Origin of the sequence: Martinezella miluonensis (assembly GCF_900094545.1) — a bacterium.
GTDB classification, from domain to species: domain Bacteria; phylum Pseudomonadota; class Alphaproteobacteria; order Rhizobiales; family Rhizobiaceae; genus Rhizobium; species Rhizobium miluonense.
The window spans coordinates 37,541-54,205 of sequence record NZ_FMAH01000008.1 but is presented as its reverse complement, the minus strand read 5'-3'; the positions used below and the strand labels follow the sequence as shown (position 1 = coordinate 54,205).

The following is a 16,665-nucleotide window of genomic DNA, read 5'->3' as shown; positions in this document are numbered from 1 at the left end:
AGAATCAGGGACGTTTCGGGTCATCCGCAAGTGCCGAGACCGCGACGATTTCGATACCGCGCATGGCAGCTTCCTCACTCCATTTGCTGATAGCGTCGACGCTCTCGTCGAAAGCGGAAGCGACGCCGACCGCAGAGCCATTACGACGGGCAATGCGCTCCAGCTCATCGAGCTTCCTCAGGATGGCGTCCTGCTGCAATTCTCCGTCAAGCTGGACGTCGGCAAAGGCGTGCGGCACTTCCAGCGTCTTGGCGAGTGTCCCCGACTTGGATTGCGCCGAAGAGCCGTCGTCGAGGAAAAGCAGGCCGCGCTTGCCGATATCGCGCAACACCGGTTCCATGGCGTTGGCGTTGGCAAGGAACCGACCGCCGAGATAGTTCATCACGCCGGTATAATTGGTGATCCTGCCCATCGCTTTGTGCAGGTTTTCGACATTCCTTGCTGATGACAGCGAGGTCAGCAGCGTGTCCGGTCCCGGATTGTTGCTGGGATAATCGAAAGGCTCGAAGGGGACCTGGATGAGGATTTCGTGGCCGCCGCGCCGCGCATCCTGCATCCAGCGCTGCAAGCTGTTGCCGCTGACGGCAAAGGCGAGCGTGATCTCTTCCGGCAGCTTCTCGATGGCGCGCTGCGTGCCGGTCTGGCTGAGACCGAGACCGCTGACGACGATGGCGACGCGGATGCCGCGGGCGCCGGACCACAGCCTGGCATATTGGTCCATCGGCCGCAGGCCGCTCGGCCCGGTGATCGGCAACTTGCCGAAGGGTGAATCCTCCAGCAGGCTGTCGTTCGGCGTTGCCGCCATGCGGGGATCCTGGCCTACCTGATTGGCGTTGATCAAGACCGGACCATTGCCATCGCGATTGTTGGGGCTGAACATGGTAACGACGGAACCGTCGTCGGTGACGACGCGGGTGGTATTGGCGCCGGACTGCGGATCCACCTGCGTCAGACCCGTATGGCCGGCCGCGGCCGGCTTGGTTTCAGATGGCGGAGCCGGATCTTCCTTCTTGGCCGTTTCGATAGGCTGGGTTTTCTTGAGATCGTCGCGCAGCAGCGCCGAATAAAGAGAAAAGCCGGCAATCGCGATCAGGCAGAGACCGCCGAGAATGCGCCCGAAGGGCGGGAGTCTCCGCTGACGGCCGGGGCCGCGATTCTGTCCCAGCGGTGCATGCAAATCCGTTCCCAAAGTCCGTATCCACCCCAAAAACGGGAATTTGTTCCGGCGCTGAGCATTCCGCTTTCCCGTTGTCACCACAATGGAAAATCGGGCTTCAGGCTCAAAGTATCAAAACATCAACGAAACAGTTTTCGAACGAAAGCACGCCCGTTCGATCGAGGCGAGCGGAACGATACGCAAGTTCCGCTCACTTCTTATGAAAGCGCCGGGTCTGTTTCCAGCCCGGCGCCATATCCTTACTTGGAGGAAACCGCCTTTTCCGGGTTAGGCGGGAAGGCCGGATCCGTCTTGTCGCCACGCAGGAGGTCGAGCGCGTAGTTGAGCTGGATATCGTCCTTCGGGTCCGGCGGCATATAGGCCGAGGAGCCGGAGCCCTTGTCGGTTTCGCTCTGGCCCTTGATATGACCCGGCAGGCTGGATTCGCCTTCGGACGTCAGCTTGCCCTTCAGATCGTCGGGGAGCGGCTGGTCGACCTTGATGTCAGGCGTGATGCCGGTGCCCTGGATCGAGCGGCCCGAGGGCGTATAGTAGAGCGCCGTCGTCAGGCGCAGCGCGCCATTGCCATCGCCCAGAGGGATGATCGTCTGGACGGAGCCCTTGCCGAAGGACTGCGTGCCGAGAACGGTGGCGCGACGCAGATCCTGCAGGGCGCCGGCGACGATTTCCGAAGCGGAAGCGGAGCCGCCGTTGGTGAGCACGATGATCGGCTTGCCATCGGTCAGATCGCCCGGAGTGGCGTTGAAGCGGCGGGTTTCGTCCGGGTTACGGCCGCGGGTCGAAACGATTTCGCCGCGCTCGAGCACGTCGTCGGCAACGTTGATCGCCTGGTCGAGCAGACCACCCGGATTGAGACGCAGGTCGAGGACATAGCCCTTCAGCTTGTCGGCCGGGATATCCTTCTTGATCTTGGCGATCGCGGCTTCGAGGTCCGGGGTCGTCTTCTCCGTGAAGGAGATGATGCGGATGTAGCCGACATTGCCGCCTTCCTCACGCGACTTGACGGCGGCAACAGCAATCACGTCACGAATGATGGTGAGCTCGATCGGCTTGTCCGCGCCCTTGCGCAGCAGCGTCAGCTTGATCGGGGTCTTGACCGGGCCGCGCATCTTTTCAACGGCGTCTTCCAGTTTCAGGCCACGGACGGACTGGCCGTCGATGGCGGTGATGTAGTCGCCAGCCAGCACGCCGGCCTTGGCGGCGGGCGTATCGTCGATCGGGGTGATGACCTTGACGAGGTCGTTGTCCATCGTAACTTCGATGCCGAGGCCGCCGAATTCACCCTTGGTCTGGGTGCGCATGTCTTCGGCATCCTTGGCATTCATATAGCTCGAATGCGGGTCCAGCGAGGACAGCATGCCGTTGATGGCTGCTTCGATCAACTTGTCTTCCTGGGGCGGCGTCACATATTGGGCACGGACGCGCTCAAAGACGTCGCCGAAAATCGACAACTCTTTGTAGGTGGAAGTTCCTGCGGCTTCCGCCGGCGCCACCGCCGAGTAGATAACGCTCATCGCGGTCGCACCCATCAATGCGCCGACGAGAACAAGAGAAGCCCTACGTATCATTGCGTGCCTTTCCAGTGTCTTTGGAGGTCCACCACGGTCGAGAATCGACCGGCTTCCCATCTTTTCTGAATTCAATGTAAAGCGTTGGCCGATCCGTTTCCAGCGCCAATGCGGTCGCGCTCGCGACTCTTTTTTGGCCCATTGTGGCCAGTGGCTCGCCGGCGAAGACGAATCTGCCGGGGCGCGTCTTGATCGCGTCCATTCCTGACAGCACCATGTGATAGCCGTCGCCCGTATCCAAGATGATCATCTGGCCGTAGCTGCGAAACGCGCCGGCATAGACGACCGTGCCGTCGGCGGGAGCTGTGACGAGCGCATCCGGGCCGGTCGCGATGGTCAATCCCATCGCGGTATGGCCGGTGCCGTCGTCGTCGCCGAACTGGCGGAGAGTATCGCCCGCCACGGGCAGCTCCAACTTTTTCTTCAGGTCAGAAAAGGCATATGCGGGCGTAATGCGGTTTTTATCGGGCACGCCGCTGTCGGCGAGGGCTTTCGCCTGCTCGCGCTGCTGATCGGTCATCTGCGCCCGGCGTGCCTCTTCCGCGCGGGCAGCGGCGGCGGCATCGCGCACCGAGCCGATCTGGCTTTCGAGAGAGGCCACGAGCCCTTCCAGGCTGGTCGCCTCGCCCGCCAGCTCTTCGGCACGCTTGCGCTCCGTCCCGAGCTGGGCGGCATTCTCCTTATTGTGCTTGTCGTTTTCGGCAATCAGCAGATCCATGCGCCGCTCCTCCTCCAGACTATTGGTCATGGTGGTGGTGAAGCTGGTTTTCTCGGCGGCTACGTCCGCATGCAGCTTGCTGAGATCCGTGAGGTCGGCGATGAGCTTGTCCGTTTCCTTGCGCATTCCGGGCACGACGGCGCCGAGAAGAATAGCGCTGCGCACCGAGCCGAGCGCATCGTCCGGTGTCACCAGCAGCGCCGGCGGCGGGTTGCGCCCCATGCGCTCCAGCGCGCCGAGAACCTCGGCCAGCAGGGCGCGGCGCTCGTGCAGGGATGCGCGGATCTTGTCTTCTTTGACGGCAAGATCCGTCAGCGTCTTCTCGCTCTGCTGGATCTCGCGGTCCAGCTCCTTGCGGCGGGCGGCGCTGTCGATCAGAGCCTGGCGCAGGCTGGCGGTGTTCTTGTCGAGCGAGGCGATACTGTCTTCCAGCTCCTTCGTCTTGTCGGACGAGAGGTTGATCGTCTTCGACAGCTGCTCCAGCTGGCTGCGCGTTTCATCGCGCTTGCGGGCAAGGTCCGCTGCCGGATCCGGCGCCTGTTGCGCCGAGGGGCGATCGTCGGGCGCTTTTGGCGCTTTGGCGTCAGCTTCCTGCGCGACGGCCACGTCCTTCAAGGAGAAAGGACCAGCCATATAAGCGCCCATGCCGAGAGATGCCGCCAAAGCTGGCAGCATGAGACGCGAAAGCATGGGCGGGGCTTTTTTCATCCAGTCGGTTCGGGCCTGGTCACTTCAGATCGCGTGAAAATAGGCTGATTTGCCGCGATCAGCTAGGAAGCATCGTCATTTTCAGGGCGGGAATCAAAACACGCCTGTGTGAGCGTTTCGTTAACGCAAAAAGATCGAAAGCCAAACTGTTTTCGAAGCCGGATAAGGCGGTCACACCCGGTGGTAGGGGTGGCCGGAAAGGATCGTAACGGCACGGTAGAGCTGCTCGGCAATGAGGATGCGCACGAGCTGGTGTGGCCAGGTCAGCTTGCCGAGGCAAACGGTCATGTCGGCCTTGTCGTAAAGGGATGGGTCGAGGCCGTCGGCGCCGCCGATCGCAATCGTCAGATCGCGCTTGCCCTGATCGCGGAACGTGCCGAGCATGGCGGCGAAGGCTTCGCTGTCCAACGCCTTGCCGCGTTCGTCGAGAAGGATGAGGATGCCGCCTTCCGGATGCGCCTTTTGCAGCAGGCCCGCCTCTTCGCGCTTGCGGGTCTCGCTATTGGAAGCGCGGCTTTCGGCAACCTCGGTCATGCGCGCCATTTCCAGGCCGATGGCCGGCCCGGCCTTGGCGAAACGGTCGAGGTAGCGAGCCGCAAGATCCTTTTCAGGGCCGGCTTTGAGCCGTCCCACCGCAAAAAGACCTATCCGCATTCCCGCTCCCAAGCATATCCGCCGTCATGGCGGCACAAAACGAAACTCTTGCCGGAGGTTCATCTCCGGCGATGTGAAGCTGCCAACCAGGGCCGGGAAAGCGCCCTTGGAGCATTTTCGCATTCCGGACGGAAAACCGCTGCGCACTTTTCCTGGAAATGCAGTCGCTCGGCCAGAGCATGATGCCGAAAAGTGTAAGCGGTTTTCGGACTACATCATGCTCGACTTTTTCGATTCTAGAGCGGATTCAGATTTTAGGTCGAGCAGACCTAAAATTATCCGGCTCTAGTGCAGCGTGCCTTCGTCGAGATCGGGTGCTGCCCACATCTTTTCGATGTTGTAGAACTCGCGAATCTCCGGTCGGAAGACATGAATGATGATGTCGCCGGTGTCGATCAACACCCAGTCGCCACCATCCAGACCTTCGACGCGGGCATTGCCGAAGCCCTCGTCCTTAAGATCGGTCATGAGATGGTCGGCAATCGCCAAGACATGGCGGCTCGATCGACCGGAGACGACGACCATGTGGTCTCCAAGCGCAGATTTGCCAGCAATGTCGATGGTGACGATATTTTCGGCCTTGGAGTCCTCGAGGCTTACGAGGACGGCTTGCAGGGCGCGGGCAGCGGCATCGGCGCCACGTTCCGGGCTCTTCGGGATAACGACAGGCGTTCTTCCCTTGGCGTGTACTGTTGTCAGTGCTCTTCCTTCCTTGAGTAACAGAACATGCACATACGCGATCTGAGTCGATCACGCCATAAAGATAGGCATCATTGTATAAAGGTTTCAAGACGCAGACGGCCATCTTGAGGCGTTGAAGACAAGGATTTGTGTCTGAATAGGGCTCTTTTGCACCAAATATGGGTGAATATCTGCGCCGAAGGCTAAAGTCAGCCTTCCTGGCTCACTCCGTCGACAAGAATGAGATTGCGGCTGAGTGCCCGATCGCGGACTTCGAGAGCGAGTGCATATTCCGGCGAACGATACCAGGCTCTCGCCCGTTCCAAGTCCGGAAATTCCACGATCACAATCGCTCGCGGCGACCAATCGCCCTCTAACTGCTCGATCGGGCCGCCGCGGACAAGATAGCGCCCGCCATATTGGGCGATGGAGGCGGCCGCGCGGGTCCGGTAAATCTGGAAGGCTTCGGCATCCCTGACAGTGATATCGGAAATGATATAGGCCGGCATCGTGTCTCCAATCCTTTACGATCAAGGCTCGCGCGTTCCTAGCGCGGCGCGCGAAAGCGCTTTTATATTGAAGATCAGATAGGTCGACTCTACTGCTTGTCCATTTCCCGTCGGCATGTACAGCCGCACGAAGGCCGCGTATACACTATGCAGACCAAATCGTTACAGATGCCATGACAGACGCTCCGCAGCCATCGTTGAAGCCCATCCTCCGCATCAGCTTTTCGGAGCAGGATCGGCTTGGGCGCGGCAAGATGGAGCTTCTCGAGCATATCCGGGAGACTGGCTCGATTTCGGCCGCAGGCCGCGCCATGGATATGTCCTATCGCCGGGCATGGCTGCTCGTCAGCGAATTGAACCACATGTTCCGGGAGACGGTCGTGGAATCGCAGCGTGGCGGGCAGAAGGGTGGCGGAGCGGCGTTGACTCCCTTTGGCGAGGAGCTACTACGGCGCTTTCGCAGCATGGAAGCGACACTGCGCGCCGCGATAGCCGACGATCTGAACTGGCTTGAGGTCAATCGCAGCCCGGCCGATCCATCCTGATCGATCTCTAGTGTTCAAGCGCCACAGTCTTGATGACCGCATGGATCGGCATGCCGGCCCGAAGCCCCAATCGCTCGGCTGAGAATTGCGTGATGCGTGCAAGCACGATGTTGCCACCGCAATCGACCGTCACCTCCGCTGTTCCATCGGCCGCCATGCCGATATCGCGCACCACGCCTTCGATGATGTTCAACGCGCTCAGGCCCTCGGGCTTTGCTGTGGCCAGCATCACGTCGCGGGCAGGGATATGGACGCGCACTGTCTTGCCGACACCGGCTGCCTGTCCCGGCACGACGAGCTTTGCAGTCTTTAAAGCCACGACCGTCAGCCTATGCTGGCCGTCAAGCTGCTCGACCTGACCCTCCAGCAATACGCCGGCTTCGCGGCGGTCTGCCGCCAACGGACCGGATAGCTGGCTGAAGATGTCGACGGCAGCACCGATCGTCTCGACCTTGCCGTCGCGCATGACGACGACGCGGTTGGCGAGGCGCGCCACTTCGGCGATGGAGTGGCTGACATAGATAATCGGCACCTTCGTCTCGTCGCGCAGCCGCTCGAGATAGGGAAGGATTTCCGCCTTGCGGGCTTCGTCGAGTGCGGCGAGCGGCTCATCCATCAGCAGGAGGCGTGGCGACGATAGAAGAGCACGGCCGATAGCGACGCGCTGCTTTTCGCCGCCGGAGAGTTTTGCCGGCCGGCGGTCGAGCAGGGCCGAAATGCCCAGAAGATCGACGACGCCGTCAAAGCTTTCGCTACGCTCGTTTCTCGGGGCGAACCAGCGGCCGTAATTGAGGTTTTGCCGCACGGAGAGGTGCGGAAACAGGCGCGCTTCCTGGAAGACGTAGCCGAAGCGGCGGCGGTGGCGGGGAATGAAAATCTGCCTCTCGGTATCGGCCAGCACCGTTTCGCCGAGGCTGACACGGCCGTGATCGGGCCGGGTGAGGCCGGCAATGATGCGGACGATCGAGGTTTTGCCGGAGCCGGAGCGGCCGAAAAGGGCCGTCACGCCGCCATCGGAGGTGAATGCGGCCTCCAGCGAAAAGGCACCGAGGCGGTGGCGGATATCGACCGAGAGCGTCATTCGAAATCCACCCTCCGGCCGGCGAGATAGGCAAGGAATTCCGAAGCGAGCAGGGCCACCATGGAAATGATGATGGCGACGATGGTCAGGCGCATGGCGCCGGCATCGCCGCCGGGAACCTGGGTGAAGGTGTAAATGGCCGAAGACAAGGTCTGGGTTTCGCCGGGAATATTGGAAACAAAGGTGATCGTGGCGCCGAATTCCCCCATCGCCTTGGCGAAGGACAGGATCATGCCGGCAATGATCCCGGGCAGGATCAGCGGCAGGGTTACGGTGACGAAGGTCCAAACGGGGCTGGCGCCGAGCGTGCCGGCGGCTTCTTCAAGCTTGCGGTCGACGGCTTCGACCGACAGGCGGATGCTTCGAACCATCAGCGGAAAGCCCATGACGCCGCAGGCAAGAGCGGCCCCCGTCCAGCGGAACGAGAAGACGAGGCCGAGATATTGCTCGAAAAGCGAGCCGATCGGCCCTTTGCGGCCGAAGAGGATGAGCAGGATGAAGCCGGTGACAACAGGCGGCAGGATCAGCGGCAGATGAATGACGCCGTTGAGGATCGATTTGCCCCAGAACCGGCCACGCGCGAGCAGATACGCGGCTGCGATGCCAAAGGGCAGGCTCACCAGCATGGCGACAATGGAGACGCGCAGGCTGAGCTCTATGGCCGTCCATTCGTCACTGCTCAAACCCAATGCGTCCAATTCCCGCCCCTTGAAACAAGTCAGGCCCGCCATGGACCGGCGAGCCTGGGTTCCTGTCTTCCCTATACCGGATGCGTTGCGATGATATTTATCGCTTCAGAACAGTGAAGCCCTCATGCTCGAAGAAGGGAACAGCCTTAGCCGATTTCAGATAGTCGAAATAGGCTTGCACGTCCGGGTTCTTGCTGCTGCTGGTGATGGCGATCGGATAGACGATCGGCGGATGGCTGTCTGCCGGGAAGGTGCCGACGACCGTAACGCCCGGGTCGGCCGAGACGTCGGTCTGATAGACGATGCCATAGGGCGCTTCGCCGCGCGAAACCAGCGCGAGTGCGGCGCGCACGCTTTCGGCGCCGGCGACCTTCTTTTCAACGGAGGCCCAAACGCCGAGCTTTTCCAGCGCCGCCTTGCCATATTTGCCTGCCGGCACCGATTCCGGCTGGCCGATCGCCAGGCGGCCATCGCCGAGCAGGCTGGCAAGATCCAGGCCTTGTTTGATCTCGACCGGCTTGGCCTTGTCTTTGGCGGTGACCAAAACGAGTTTGTTGCCGAGCAGGTTTACGCGGCTTTCGTCCTTGATCAGTTTCTTGCCGGCGACATAGTCCATCCAGTTCGTGTCGGCGGAAATGAAGATGTCGGCCGGTGCGCCGTTTTCAAGCTGTTTGGCGAGTGGTCCGCTTGCGGCAAAGGAGACGGTAACCTCCTTGCCGGTTTCCTTCGTGAAGGCGGCATCGGCATTGTCGAGTGCATTCTTCATGCTAGCAGCGGCGAAGACGACGATCTTCTCGGCGGCAAGGGCCGGTGTAGGCGTGACCGAAAGGCCGAGCCAAGCGGCAGAAAGGGCGGCGGTTGCAAGCTTGATCCATCGGCGGCGATTGTTGGCCATCTAATATCTCCCCAAAGATGTCGACATGTTTCGAGAGATATAACGATGCGCGAGGCTTGGCTAGGGATGTGTTTCTAAAAATATAGCGTGATATCGCCACCTAACCCTACGAATTTTATGGATTTTCAGTTCTACATCACATATGAGACGGTACGGCTATTGCGAAAATGCATGACTGGATTCGCCCATCGAATTGGCGAACGCTCACGAAGTGAGAAGCAACGTTACGAACCGTGCGTTTATGGCACATTGCGCCACTTATGCTGCTCAAGCACTTGAAAATCAGAGCGCGACATATCTGCAAAGAAGCGTTTTTTGGGCAGAAGGATTTCATTGTTATGCAATTTATGCATTGCTGCATTGCGAAATCGGCCGTTTATCAATCGGTAAAATCTGGTAAAACATAATCATCGAAACGGCGATCTCCTCCTCCCAATGCCGTTCGATATGGATCAGCAACCCTCCTCCTCCCAGTTGCTGATCAGGTTTAAAGCCCGACGCATCCTCCTCCCGCGTCGGGCTTTTTATTTTTTGATCTTCCCGAAAAATCAGTTGGTTATTGTGCGGCGCGCAAGGCTGTCGAGCTGAGCGCCGAGCGTGGTCCATGGATGAAAGTCCAGGCGGGCGCACGCTTCTTCCAGAGCACGCGGGCGTCATCCTCGTCGACGCGGGCATAGTGGAAGGTCTTGGCCATCTTGGCCGAGAGGTAGGAGAGAGTCGATCCTGGCCGGTCGATAACGGCGATCGGGAAGGTGCGGGCGATTTCTTCCCATTTCTGCCAGCGATGGAATGTGTTCAGGCTATCGGCGCCCATGATCCAGATGAAGTGGACATGGCTGTTGCGGGCCTTCACATAAGCCAGCGTATTGGCCGTGTAGCTCATACCCAGCCTTTGCTCGAATGCCGTCACCTTGATGCGCGGATCGTGCAGCATCTGTTCGCTGAGGGCGATGCGCTCGGCGAGCGGCGCCAGGTGATTGTGGTTCTTCAGCGGATTGCCCGGCGTCACCATCCACCAGAGCTGATCGAGGCCGAGCCTTCGAATGGCGATCTCGGCCACCAGTGCGTGGCCGCGATGCGGCGGATTGAACGAGCCGCCGAACAGACCGACCACCATGCCGCGCTCGGCATGGGGCATGCGCAGATAGCGTTGATCGACTTCTTCTTTCAGCACGTTAGGGCCGTATCTGTCCGGTGCCGCGCACGCGATATTTGAAGGAGGTGAGCTGCTCGACGCCGACCGGCCCGCGCGCATGCATCTTGCCGGTGGCAATGCCGATTTCCGCGCCCATGCCGAATTCGCCGCCATCGGCAAATTGGGTGGAAGCATTGTGCAGCAGGATTGCCGAATCGATCTCGGTGAAGAAACGCTCGACGACAGCTGGATCCTCAGCGATCACGGCTTCGGTATGATTCGACGAATATTTGCCGATATGGGCGATTGCGCCGGAGATGCCATCGACCAGCGCGACCGAGATGATCGGCGCCAGATATTCCGTCGACCAATCCTCTTCCGTTGCCGGCGTTGCGTTGGGCTCAAGCTTTAGCACATCGGCAGAGCCGCGGATTTCGCAGCCCGCCGCGGCAAGTCCGTCAAGCAGCGGCTTCAGATGGGTGGAGGCGACCTTGGAATCGACCAGCAGCGTTTCGGCCGCGCCGCAGATGCCCGTGCGGCGCATCTTGGCGTTGACGACGATGGATTTTGCCATGTCGAGATCGGCCGAGGCATCAATATAGAGGTGGCAAAGACCTTCCAGATGGGCAAAGACCGGTACGCGAGCCTCTGTCTGTACGCGAGCGACAAGGCTCTTGCCGCCACGCGGGACGATGACGTCGATATTGCCTTCCAGGCCGCGCAGCATGGCGCCGACGGCGGCACGGTCGCTGACCGGTACCAGCTGGATGGCATATTCCGGCAGGCCCGCAGCCTTCAAGCCTTCGACCAGGCAATCATGGATTGCCTGCGAGGAGTGGCGGGAATCGCTGCCGCAGCGAAGGATCACGGCGTTGCCGGCCTTCAGGCACAGTGCACCTGCATCGGCCGTCACGTTCGGCCGGCTTTCGAAGATGACGCCGATGACGCCGAGCGGCGTGCGAACGCGCTCGATCTTCAACCCGTTCGGGCGATCCCAGGCGGCGATGACTTCGCCCACCGGATCGGCCAAGGCGGCGATGGCGCGAATGCCTTCGGCCATTTCGGCGACGCGCTTGTGGTTCAGCGTCAGGCGATCGACGAAGGAGGCGAGCATATCCGTGCCCTCGACATCCTTCAAATCTTTGGCGTTCTCCGCAAGGATATGATCCTTGCGGGCCAGAATGGCGTCCGCCATGGCATTCAATGCCTTGTTCTTGCTTTCGGTTGAAGCAAAGGCTAACGGTCGCGACGCAGCCCGGGCCTTGCGGCCGATATCGTTCATCAGCGCATCGATGTCGGGGCTTTGTGCGACAGCATCAAGCATGAGCTTCATCCTTCTTCAATTTCTCGGCCTTCGCCTTGACGGACGCGGTCATGACGAGGTCGTCGCGATGCACCATGGCGGCGCGGCCGGCATAGCCGAGGATTGCCTCGATCTCCGCCGACTTGCGGCCGGTGATCTGGCGAGCCTCTTCGGCGTCGTAGCCTGCAAGGCCACGAGCGATTTCACGGCCGGATGGCCCGATGACGGCCACCGTATCGCCGCGGCCGAAATGGCCGACGACATTGCGCACGCCGGCCGGCAGCAGGCTCTTGCCGGCACCGAGAGCGGTGACGGCACCTTCGTCGACATGCAATTCGCCGGCTGGCTGCAGCTGTCCGGCAATCCAGGTCTTGCGCGCGGTGACGGGTGTCCCAGACGGCGCGAACCAGGAGGAACGGGCGCCGCTTTCGATGGCGTGCAGCGGGCGGTCGGTTTTGCCGGAGGCGATGATCATGGCGCAGCCGGCACCAGTGGCGATCTTGCCGGCATCGATCTTCGTGCGCATGCCGCCGCGCGACAGCTCGGAAGCGGCGCCGCCGGCCATGGCTTCGATCTCATGCGTGATTTCCGCGATGGTTTCCAGGAACTTCGCCTGCGGATCGAGATGCGGCGGTGCGGTATAGAGCCCGTCGATGTCGGAGAGCAGCACGAGAAGGTCGGCGCCGGTCATGGTGGCGACGCGGGCAGCGAGGCGATCATTGTCGCCATAGCGGATTTCGCTTGTCGCGACCGTATCGTTCTCGTTGATGATCGGCACGGCGCCGATCTTCAAAAGCTGGTTGATGGTGGCTCGCGCGTTGAGGTAGCGGCGGCGCTCTTCTGTGTCGCCGAGCGTCAGCAGGATCTGGCCGGCGACGATATCGTCATGAGACAGGCTTTCCGACCAGGCGCGGGCCAGCGAAATCTGGCCCACGGCCGCGGCCGCCTGGCTTTCCTCCAGCTTCAGTGCGCCGGACGGCAGGTCGAGCACGGAGCGGCCGAGCGCGATGGCGCCCGAGGAGACGACCAGAACATCGATGCCCTTGGCCTTCAACGCCGCGATGTCGGCGCACATGCCGTCGAGCCAGGATTTCCTCAAGCCGGTCTTGCGATCGACCAGAAGAGCAGAGCCGATCTTGATGACGATGCGGCGGTAACGGTCGAGCGGCTTGCGGGCAGTCATCCCTGCTGGTCCTCGTCTTCATCCTCACCGACGTCGTCGGAGAGCTGCATGTCGCGGTGCCGCACCTTGGGCGCCTTGGCCGGCTTGTCGGCCTCGCCTGAATTGGCTTCGACGATGACGTCGCGCAGCGCGCGCAGCACTTCCGTCATCCCACGCCCCGTGATGGCGGAAATTTGGAAGGGCGTTCTGCCGCAGGCGCGCGCCAGCTCGCGCGTCTTCTTCTTCAGCGTTTCCTCGTCGACCACGTCGATTTGCGATAGCGCGACGATTTCCGGTTTGTCGGGGATGTCGTTGCCGTAGGCCTCAAGCTCGTGCTTGACGGTCTTGTAGGCCTTGCCGACTTTTTCTTCCTGGGCGGAGACCAGATGCAGCAGCACGCGGGTGCGCTCGACATGGCCGAGGAAGCGGTCGCCGATGCCGACGCCTTCATGCGCGCCCTCGATCAGCCCGGGAATGTCCGCCAGCACGAATTCCTGGCCGTCGATGGTGGCGACGCCGAGATTGGGATGCAGCGTCGTGAACGGATAGTTGGCGATCTTCGGCCGCGCGCGGCTGACGGCAGCAAGAAAGGTCGATTTTCCGGCATTCGGCAGGCCGACAAGGCCGGCATCGGCGATCAGCTTCAGCCGCAGCCAGAGGGTCTTTTCTTCGCCGGGCAGGCCGGGATTGGCCCAGTCCGGCGCCTGGTTGACCGAGGATTTGAAATAGGCGTTGCCGAAGCCGCCATTACCGCCCGGCGCCAGGCGAAAGCGCTGGCCTTCCTGCGTGATATCGCAGATCAGGGTTTCGCCGTCTTCCTCGAAGATCTGCGTGCCGACAGGAACCTTCAGCGTGACGTCCGCACCCTTGGCGCCGGCGCGGTTCCTGCCCATGCCGTGCATGCCGATCGTGGCTTTGAAATGCTGCTGGTAGCGAAAGTCGATCAGCGTGTTGAGGCCGTTGACGGCCTCGACCCAGACATCGCCGCCGCGGCCGCCATCGCCGCCATCCGGGCCGCCGAATTCGATGAATTTCTCGCGCCGGAAGGAGACGCTGCCCGCGCCGCCATCGCCTGAGCGAATATAGACTTTTGCTTCATCGAGAAATTTCATCTTACGTCCGTCACCCGGTGTCGGCGCATATCCCTTCGGATCGAATGGGAGTCGGAAAAGCCTATGCGCTCTTTATCGATTTCCGCCGCCCTTTGCGCATCCGTGGACGCACACCGGCCGGCTGTTTACCCGTCATGTCGCCTTCGATATAGGCGCTTCGGGCTTAGGTCAAAGAATATCGTGCTGTCTGCATGCCAGAACATCAAGAACAACGCGATTGATGCGGTGCTATCGCCGGCGAGACCGACGATAGCAGGTTTCAAGGTTTCACGCCGCCTGCGAGAGCCGCAGCGCGCCCGGCCTCAACACGGTTTCGATGTGCGGAACCATGGTGTTGCGAGCGAAGCTGTAGAGCTCCGAGCATCCGATGATCTCGAAACCGAGCTTCTGCTGCAGCTTCAATGACGCCGGATTGTCGGCGAAGGCGCCGGAATGGACGGCGACATCGGGCATGCGGCGGGCAAAGCGCTCAAGCGCTGCCTTGACCGCCTCGGTCATGATGCCTTGCCGCCAGTAATAGCGGTTCAGCCAGTAGCCGAGATGCCAGCGGCCATGCCGGAGCTCGAGGCCGATGCAGCCGATGTGGACATCATCCCGCTCGGTGATGGCCAGTTCCCAATCGATGCCGAGGCCGGAGGTGTGCTGGACCAGCCAGTCCAGCGCATCCTGCCGGTCATAGGGCGCCGGCACCCGGGCCAGCATGCGGGTGATCGCGAAATCGGACAGCGATTCCGCGATCGCGTCGGCGTCGCTGAGCCGGTGCGGGCGCAGGGTCAGCCGTCCGGTCTGGATGACCGCCGTCGGGCCGGGCGTCAGCATCCGATCGTTGCGGCGGTTGAGGGCGAGCGCGTTCATCTCATGCCTCCCCAGCTACGCAAGGATATCCAGGTCTTGCGATCGAGCCTGTACCACTCGACCGATACGGTGCTGCCGAGCGCCAGGGAAGCGGCGAGGCCGGACCCCTGGAACTGGAAGCCGCACTTCTGCACGACCCGCCTCGAAGCGACGTTCGTGACCCTGCAGCGGGCATCGATCTGGGCGACGTTCTCGCGGGTACGGAAGACCATGTCGATCAGCGCATGGGCGGCTTCCGTCGTATAACCCCGGTTCCAATGGGGTTCGCCCAGCCAATAACCGATCTCGACGGTGTTCGGATCGGCCGTCGGCTCGACGCCGCAGCATCCGAGAAAGGCGCCGTTGTCGGCTTTCGTAATCGCATAGACGCACTTGCCAATCTCGCCAAGCTTCGTGCGTCGCACGAAATCGGCGGCATCATTGGTCGTATACGGGTGCGGCATACGCGATACCATAGTAGCGACATTGGCGTTGTTGGCGAGATGGGCAAGGGCGTCGATGTCTTCTTCGTGGGGCGCGCGCAGAACGAGCCTTTCCGACAGTAAGACGGGGCAATCGGTCCTTAACCTATCCGGCCTCAGCCGTTCTTCGGGAGACCTCGATTGGTCTTCCCTTAACAATTCGCCTTGCATGGTTCAGTCCTCCTTGGTTGAGGGTAAAGAAAAAGGGGAGATGGCGCCCCATCTCCCCTTTTTCTGGACTGAACCTGATGCGCTCAGCCGGGTCGATGAGACGCCGGCTGTTTTAGAGCGCTACCGGCTTATTCCGCTGCTTCCGCTTTCGGCATTACAGATACGTACACGCGGCCATTGGCCTTCGTACGGTAGTTCACGTTGCCCGCCGTAAGCGCAAAAATCGTGTGATCCTTGCCGAGACCAACGTTGGTGCCCGGATGCCACTGCGTACCGCGCTGACGCACGATAATGTTGCCTGCGATGACGGCTTCGCCGCCGAACTTCTTCACGCCAAGGCGCTTGGATTCGGAATCGCGACCGTTGCGCGAGGAACCGCCAGCTTTTTTGTGTGCCATTGGAGTTCTCCTTTAAACCCTGATCCCGTTACTTACTTGGCAGCCACGATGTCCGTAATACGGACAACAGTGTGGTGCTGGCGATGGCCGCGCGAACGCTTCGAGTTCTGACGACGGCGCTTCTTGAAGGCGATGACCTTCTTGCCGCGGTTGTGCTCGACCACTTCGGCCTTGACGGAAGCGCCCTTGACGAAGGGAGCACCAATCGCAGCGTCGGCGCCTTCGCCGATAACGAGGACTTCGGTGAATTCTACGGTGCCGCCGGCGGTGACTTCGAGCTTCTCGATGGTCAGCACGTCGTTGGCTGCCACACGGTACTGCTTACCGCCGGTCTTGATGACTGCGAACATTTTTTATCCTTTCATGTTCGTTCCGGCTCTCTCGCCAAGAGGACGAGCGGCCGTCTTTTTATCAGTCTAGGTTTAGCAGGGATCCAAAGGCCTTAGCCTTCAAAAAGGTCTGCCGGTGAAGCCCTGCTGGAAGCTGGGCTGGCAAGGCGCGGACTTATCCACACCTATTGCGCCGCACGGGATATATAAGCGTCCCTGATCTGTCAAGGCAAAAGGATGAAAAGCTTTCATATTCGCCCTTGCCATCCCCCTCTTCTGTCGCTATGAGACAGCCCGCGCTCAAAACGCGCCGACCAGCATAACCGGAGAGGTGGCAGAGTGGTCGAATGCACCGCACTCGAAATGCGGCATACCTGCAAGGGTATCGTGGGTTCAAATCCCACCCTCTCCGCCATAAACATGCGTGTTATCATAAATTTACGCTGTTTATGCCTGTGACAAGTGTCGCGGGTTTTGACTGTCTGCGATCACGATTGATCACAGGGCCACGCTG

General features: G+C 60.9%; 17 protein-coding genes, 1 tRNA gene and 1 pseudogene. 2 read left to right on the top strand and 17 right to left on the bottom strand.

Annotated elements, in window-relative coordinates; all coding sequences use genetic code 11:
* Positions 1-4: 4 nt before the first annotated feature.
* The 6 genes and pseudogenes from GA0061102_RS09945 to GA0061102_RS09915 form a co-directional block, all read right to left on the bottom strand.
* A complete protein-coding gene (locus GA0061102_RS09945; RefSeq protein WP_092846412.1) occupies positions 5-1,189 on the bottom strand; it encodes a divergent polysaccharide deacetylase family protein in 1,185 nt (394 codons plus the stop codon).
* 227 nt (positions 1,190-1,416) lie between these two features.
* Positions 1,417-2,745 (bottom strand): S41 family peptidase, encoded by a 1,329-nt coding sequence (locus tag GA0061102_RS09940; protein WP_092846410.1) that lies wholly within the window; start codon positions 2,743-2,745, stop codon positions 1,417-1,419.
* On the bottom strand, positions 2,735-4,153 hold the full coding sequence (locus GA0061102_RS09935; protein ID WP_245297962.1) for a murein hydrolase activator EnvC family protein: 1,419 nt from the start codon (positions 4,151-4,153) through the stop codon (positions 2,735-2,737). Before GA0061102_RS09935 ends, GA0061102_RS09940 begins: the two co-directional genes overlap by 11 nt.
* Positions 4,154-4,342: 189 nt before the next feature.
* Complete coding sequence (rlmH, locus tag GA0061102_RS09930; protein WP_092846408.1) at positions 4,343-4,825, bottom strand: 23S rRNA (pseudouridine(1915)-N(3))-methyltransferase RlmH; 483 nt, start codon at positions 4,823-4,825, stop codon at positions 4,343-4,345.
* A 285-nt stretch (positions 4,826-5,110) separates the two neighbouring features.
* Positions 5,111-5,553 (bottom strand): annotated as a pseudogene (rsfS, locus tag GA0061102_RS09920) (ribosome silencing factor).
* A gap of 162 nt (positions 5,554-5,715) precedes the next feature.
* Positions 5,716-6,015 (bottom strand): DUF1330 domain-containing protein, encoded by a 300-nt coding sequence (locus GA0061102_RS09915; protein ID WP_092846402.1) that lies wholly within the window; start codon positions 6,013-6,015, stop codon positions 5,716-5,718.
* A gap of 173 nt (positions 6,016-6,188) precedes the next feature.
* Between GA0061102_RS09915 and GA0061102_RS09910 the strand changes: the two genes are divergently transcribed.
* Entirely contained in the window at positions 6,189-6,560 is a 372-nt protein-coding gene (locus GA0061102_RS09910; RefSeq protein WP_092846400.1) for a winged helix-turn-helix domain-containing protein, read from the top strand.
* Between the two features lie 7 nt (positions 6,561-6,567).
* Here the strand turns inward: GA0061102_RS09910 and modC are convergent, their stop codons facing one another.
* The 11 genes from modC to rplU all read right to left on the bottom strand — a co-directional run bounded on the left by modC (position 6,568) and on the right by rplU (position 16,172).
* Complete coding sequence (gene modC, locus GA0061102_RS09905) at positions 6,568-7,641, bottom strand: molybdenum ABC transporter ATP-binding protein (protein WP_092846398.1); 1,074 nt, start codon at positions 7,639-7,641, stop codon at positions 6,568-6,570.
* Positions 7,638-8,339, bottom strand: coding sequence for a molybdate ABC transporter permease subunit (modB, locus tag GA0061102_RS09900; protein WP_092846586.1), 702 nt, complete (start codon positions 8,337-8,339; stop codon positions 7,638-7,640). Before modB ends, modC begins: the two co-directional genes overlap by 4 nt.
* Positions 8,340-8,427: 88 nt before the next feature.
* The gene (gene modA / locus GA0061102_RS09895; RefSeq protein WP_092846396.1) at positions 8,428-9,225 is read right to left on the bottom strand and encodes a molybdate ABC transporter substrate-binding protein; all 798 of its coding nucleotides are present in this window, start codon (positions 9,223-9,225) and stop codon (positions 8,428-8,430) included.
* A gap of 556 nt (positions 9,226-9,781) precedes the next feature.
* A complete protein-coding gene (locus GA0061102_RS09890; protein ID WP_245297969.1) occupies positions 9,782-10,363 on the bottom strand; it encodes a nicotinate-nucleotide adenylyltransferase in 582 nt (193 codons plus the stop codon).
* Positions 10,364-10,400: 37 nt separating this feature from the next.
* Complete coding sequence (locus GA0061102_RS09885) at positions 10,401-11,684, bottom strand: glutamate-5-semialdehyde dehydrogenase (protein WP_092846584.1); 1,284 nt, start codon at positions 11,682-11,684, stop codon at positions 10,401-10,403.
* Positions 11,677-12,846, bottom strand: coding sequence for a glutamate 5-kinase (proB, locus tag GA0061102_RS09880; RefSeq protein WP_092846392.1), 1,170 nt, complete (start codon positions 12,844-12,846; stop codon positions 11,677-11,679). The genes GA0061102_RS09885 and proB overlap by 8 nt, the downstream gene beginning before the upstream one ends.
* The gene (gene obgE / locus GA0061102_RS09875) at positions 12,843-13,937 is read right to left on the bottom strand and encodes a GTPase ObgE (protein ID WP_092846390.1); all 1,095 of its coding nucleotides are present in this window, start codon (positions 13,935-13,937) and stop codon (positions 12,843-12,845) included. The genes proB and obgE overlap by 4 nt, the downstream gene beginning before the upstream one ends.
* 267 nt (positions 13,938-14,204) lie before the next feature.
* Entirely contained in the window at positions 14,205-14,792 is a 588-nt protein-coding gene (locus tag GA0061102_RS09870; protein ID WP_092846388.1) for a GNAT family N-acetyltransferase, read from the bottom strand.
* Positions 14,789-15,424: a GNAT family N-acetyltransferase gene (locus GA0061102_RS09865; RefSeq protein WP_092846386.1), complete on the bottom strand. Its 636-nt coding sequence runs from the start codon at positions 15,422-15,424 to the stop codon at positions 14,789-14,791. The genes GA0061102_RS09870 and GA0061102_RS09865 overlap by 4 nt, the downstream gene beginning before the upstream one ends.
* A 128-nt stretch (positions 15,425-15,552) precedes the next feature.
* On the bottom strand, positions 15,553-15,822 hold the full coding sequence (rpmA, locus tag GA0061102_RS09860; RefSeq protein ID WP_092846384.1) for a 50S ribosomal protein L27: 270 nt from the start codon (positions 15,820-15,822) through the stop codon (positions 15,553-15,555).
* A 32-nt stretch (positions 15,823-15,854) separates the two neighbouring features.
* Complete coding sequence (gene rplU, locus GA0061102_RS09855; protein ID WP_004127263.1) at positions 15,855-16,172, bottom strand: 50S ribosomal protein L21; 318 nt, start codon at positions 16,170-16,172, stop codon at positions 15,855-15,857.
* A gap of 304 nt (positions 16,173-16,476) precedes the next feature.
* Between rplU and GA0061102_RS09850 the strand changes: the two genes are divergently transcribed.
* Positions 16,477-16,566, top strand: a tRNA-Ser gene (locus tag GA0061102_RS09850).
* Positions 16,567-16,665 lie beyond the last annotated feature (99 nt).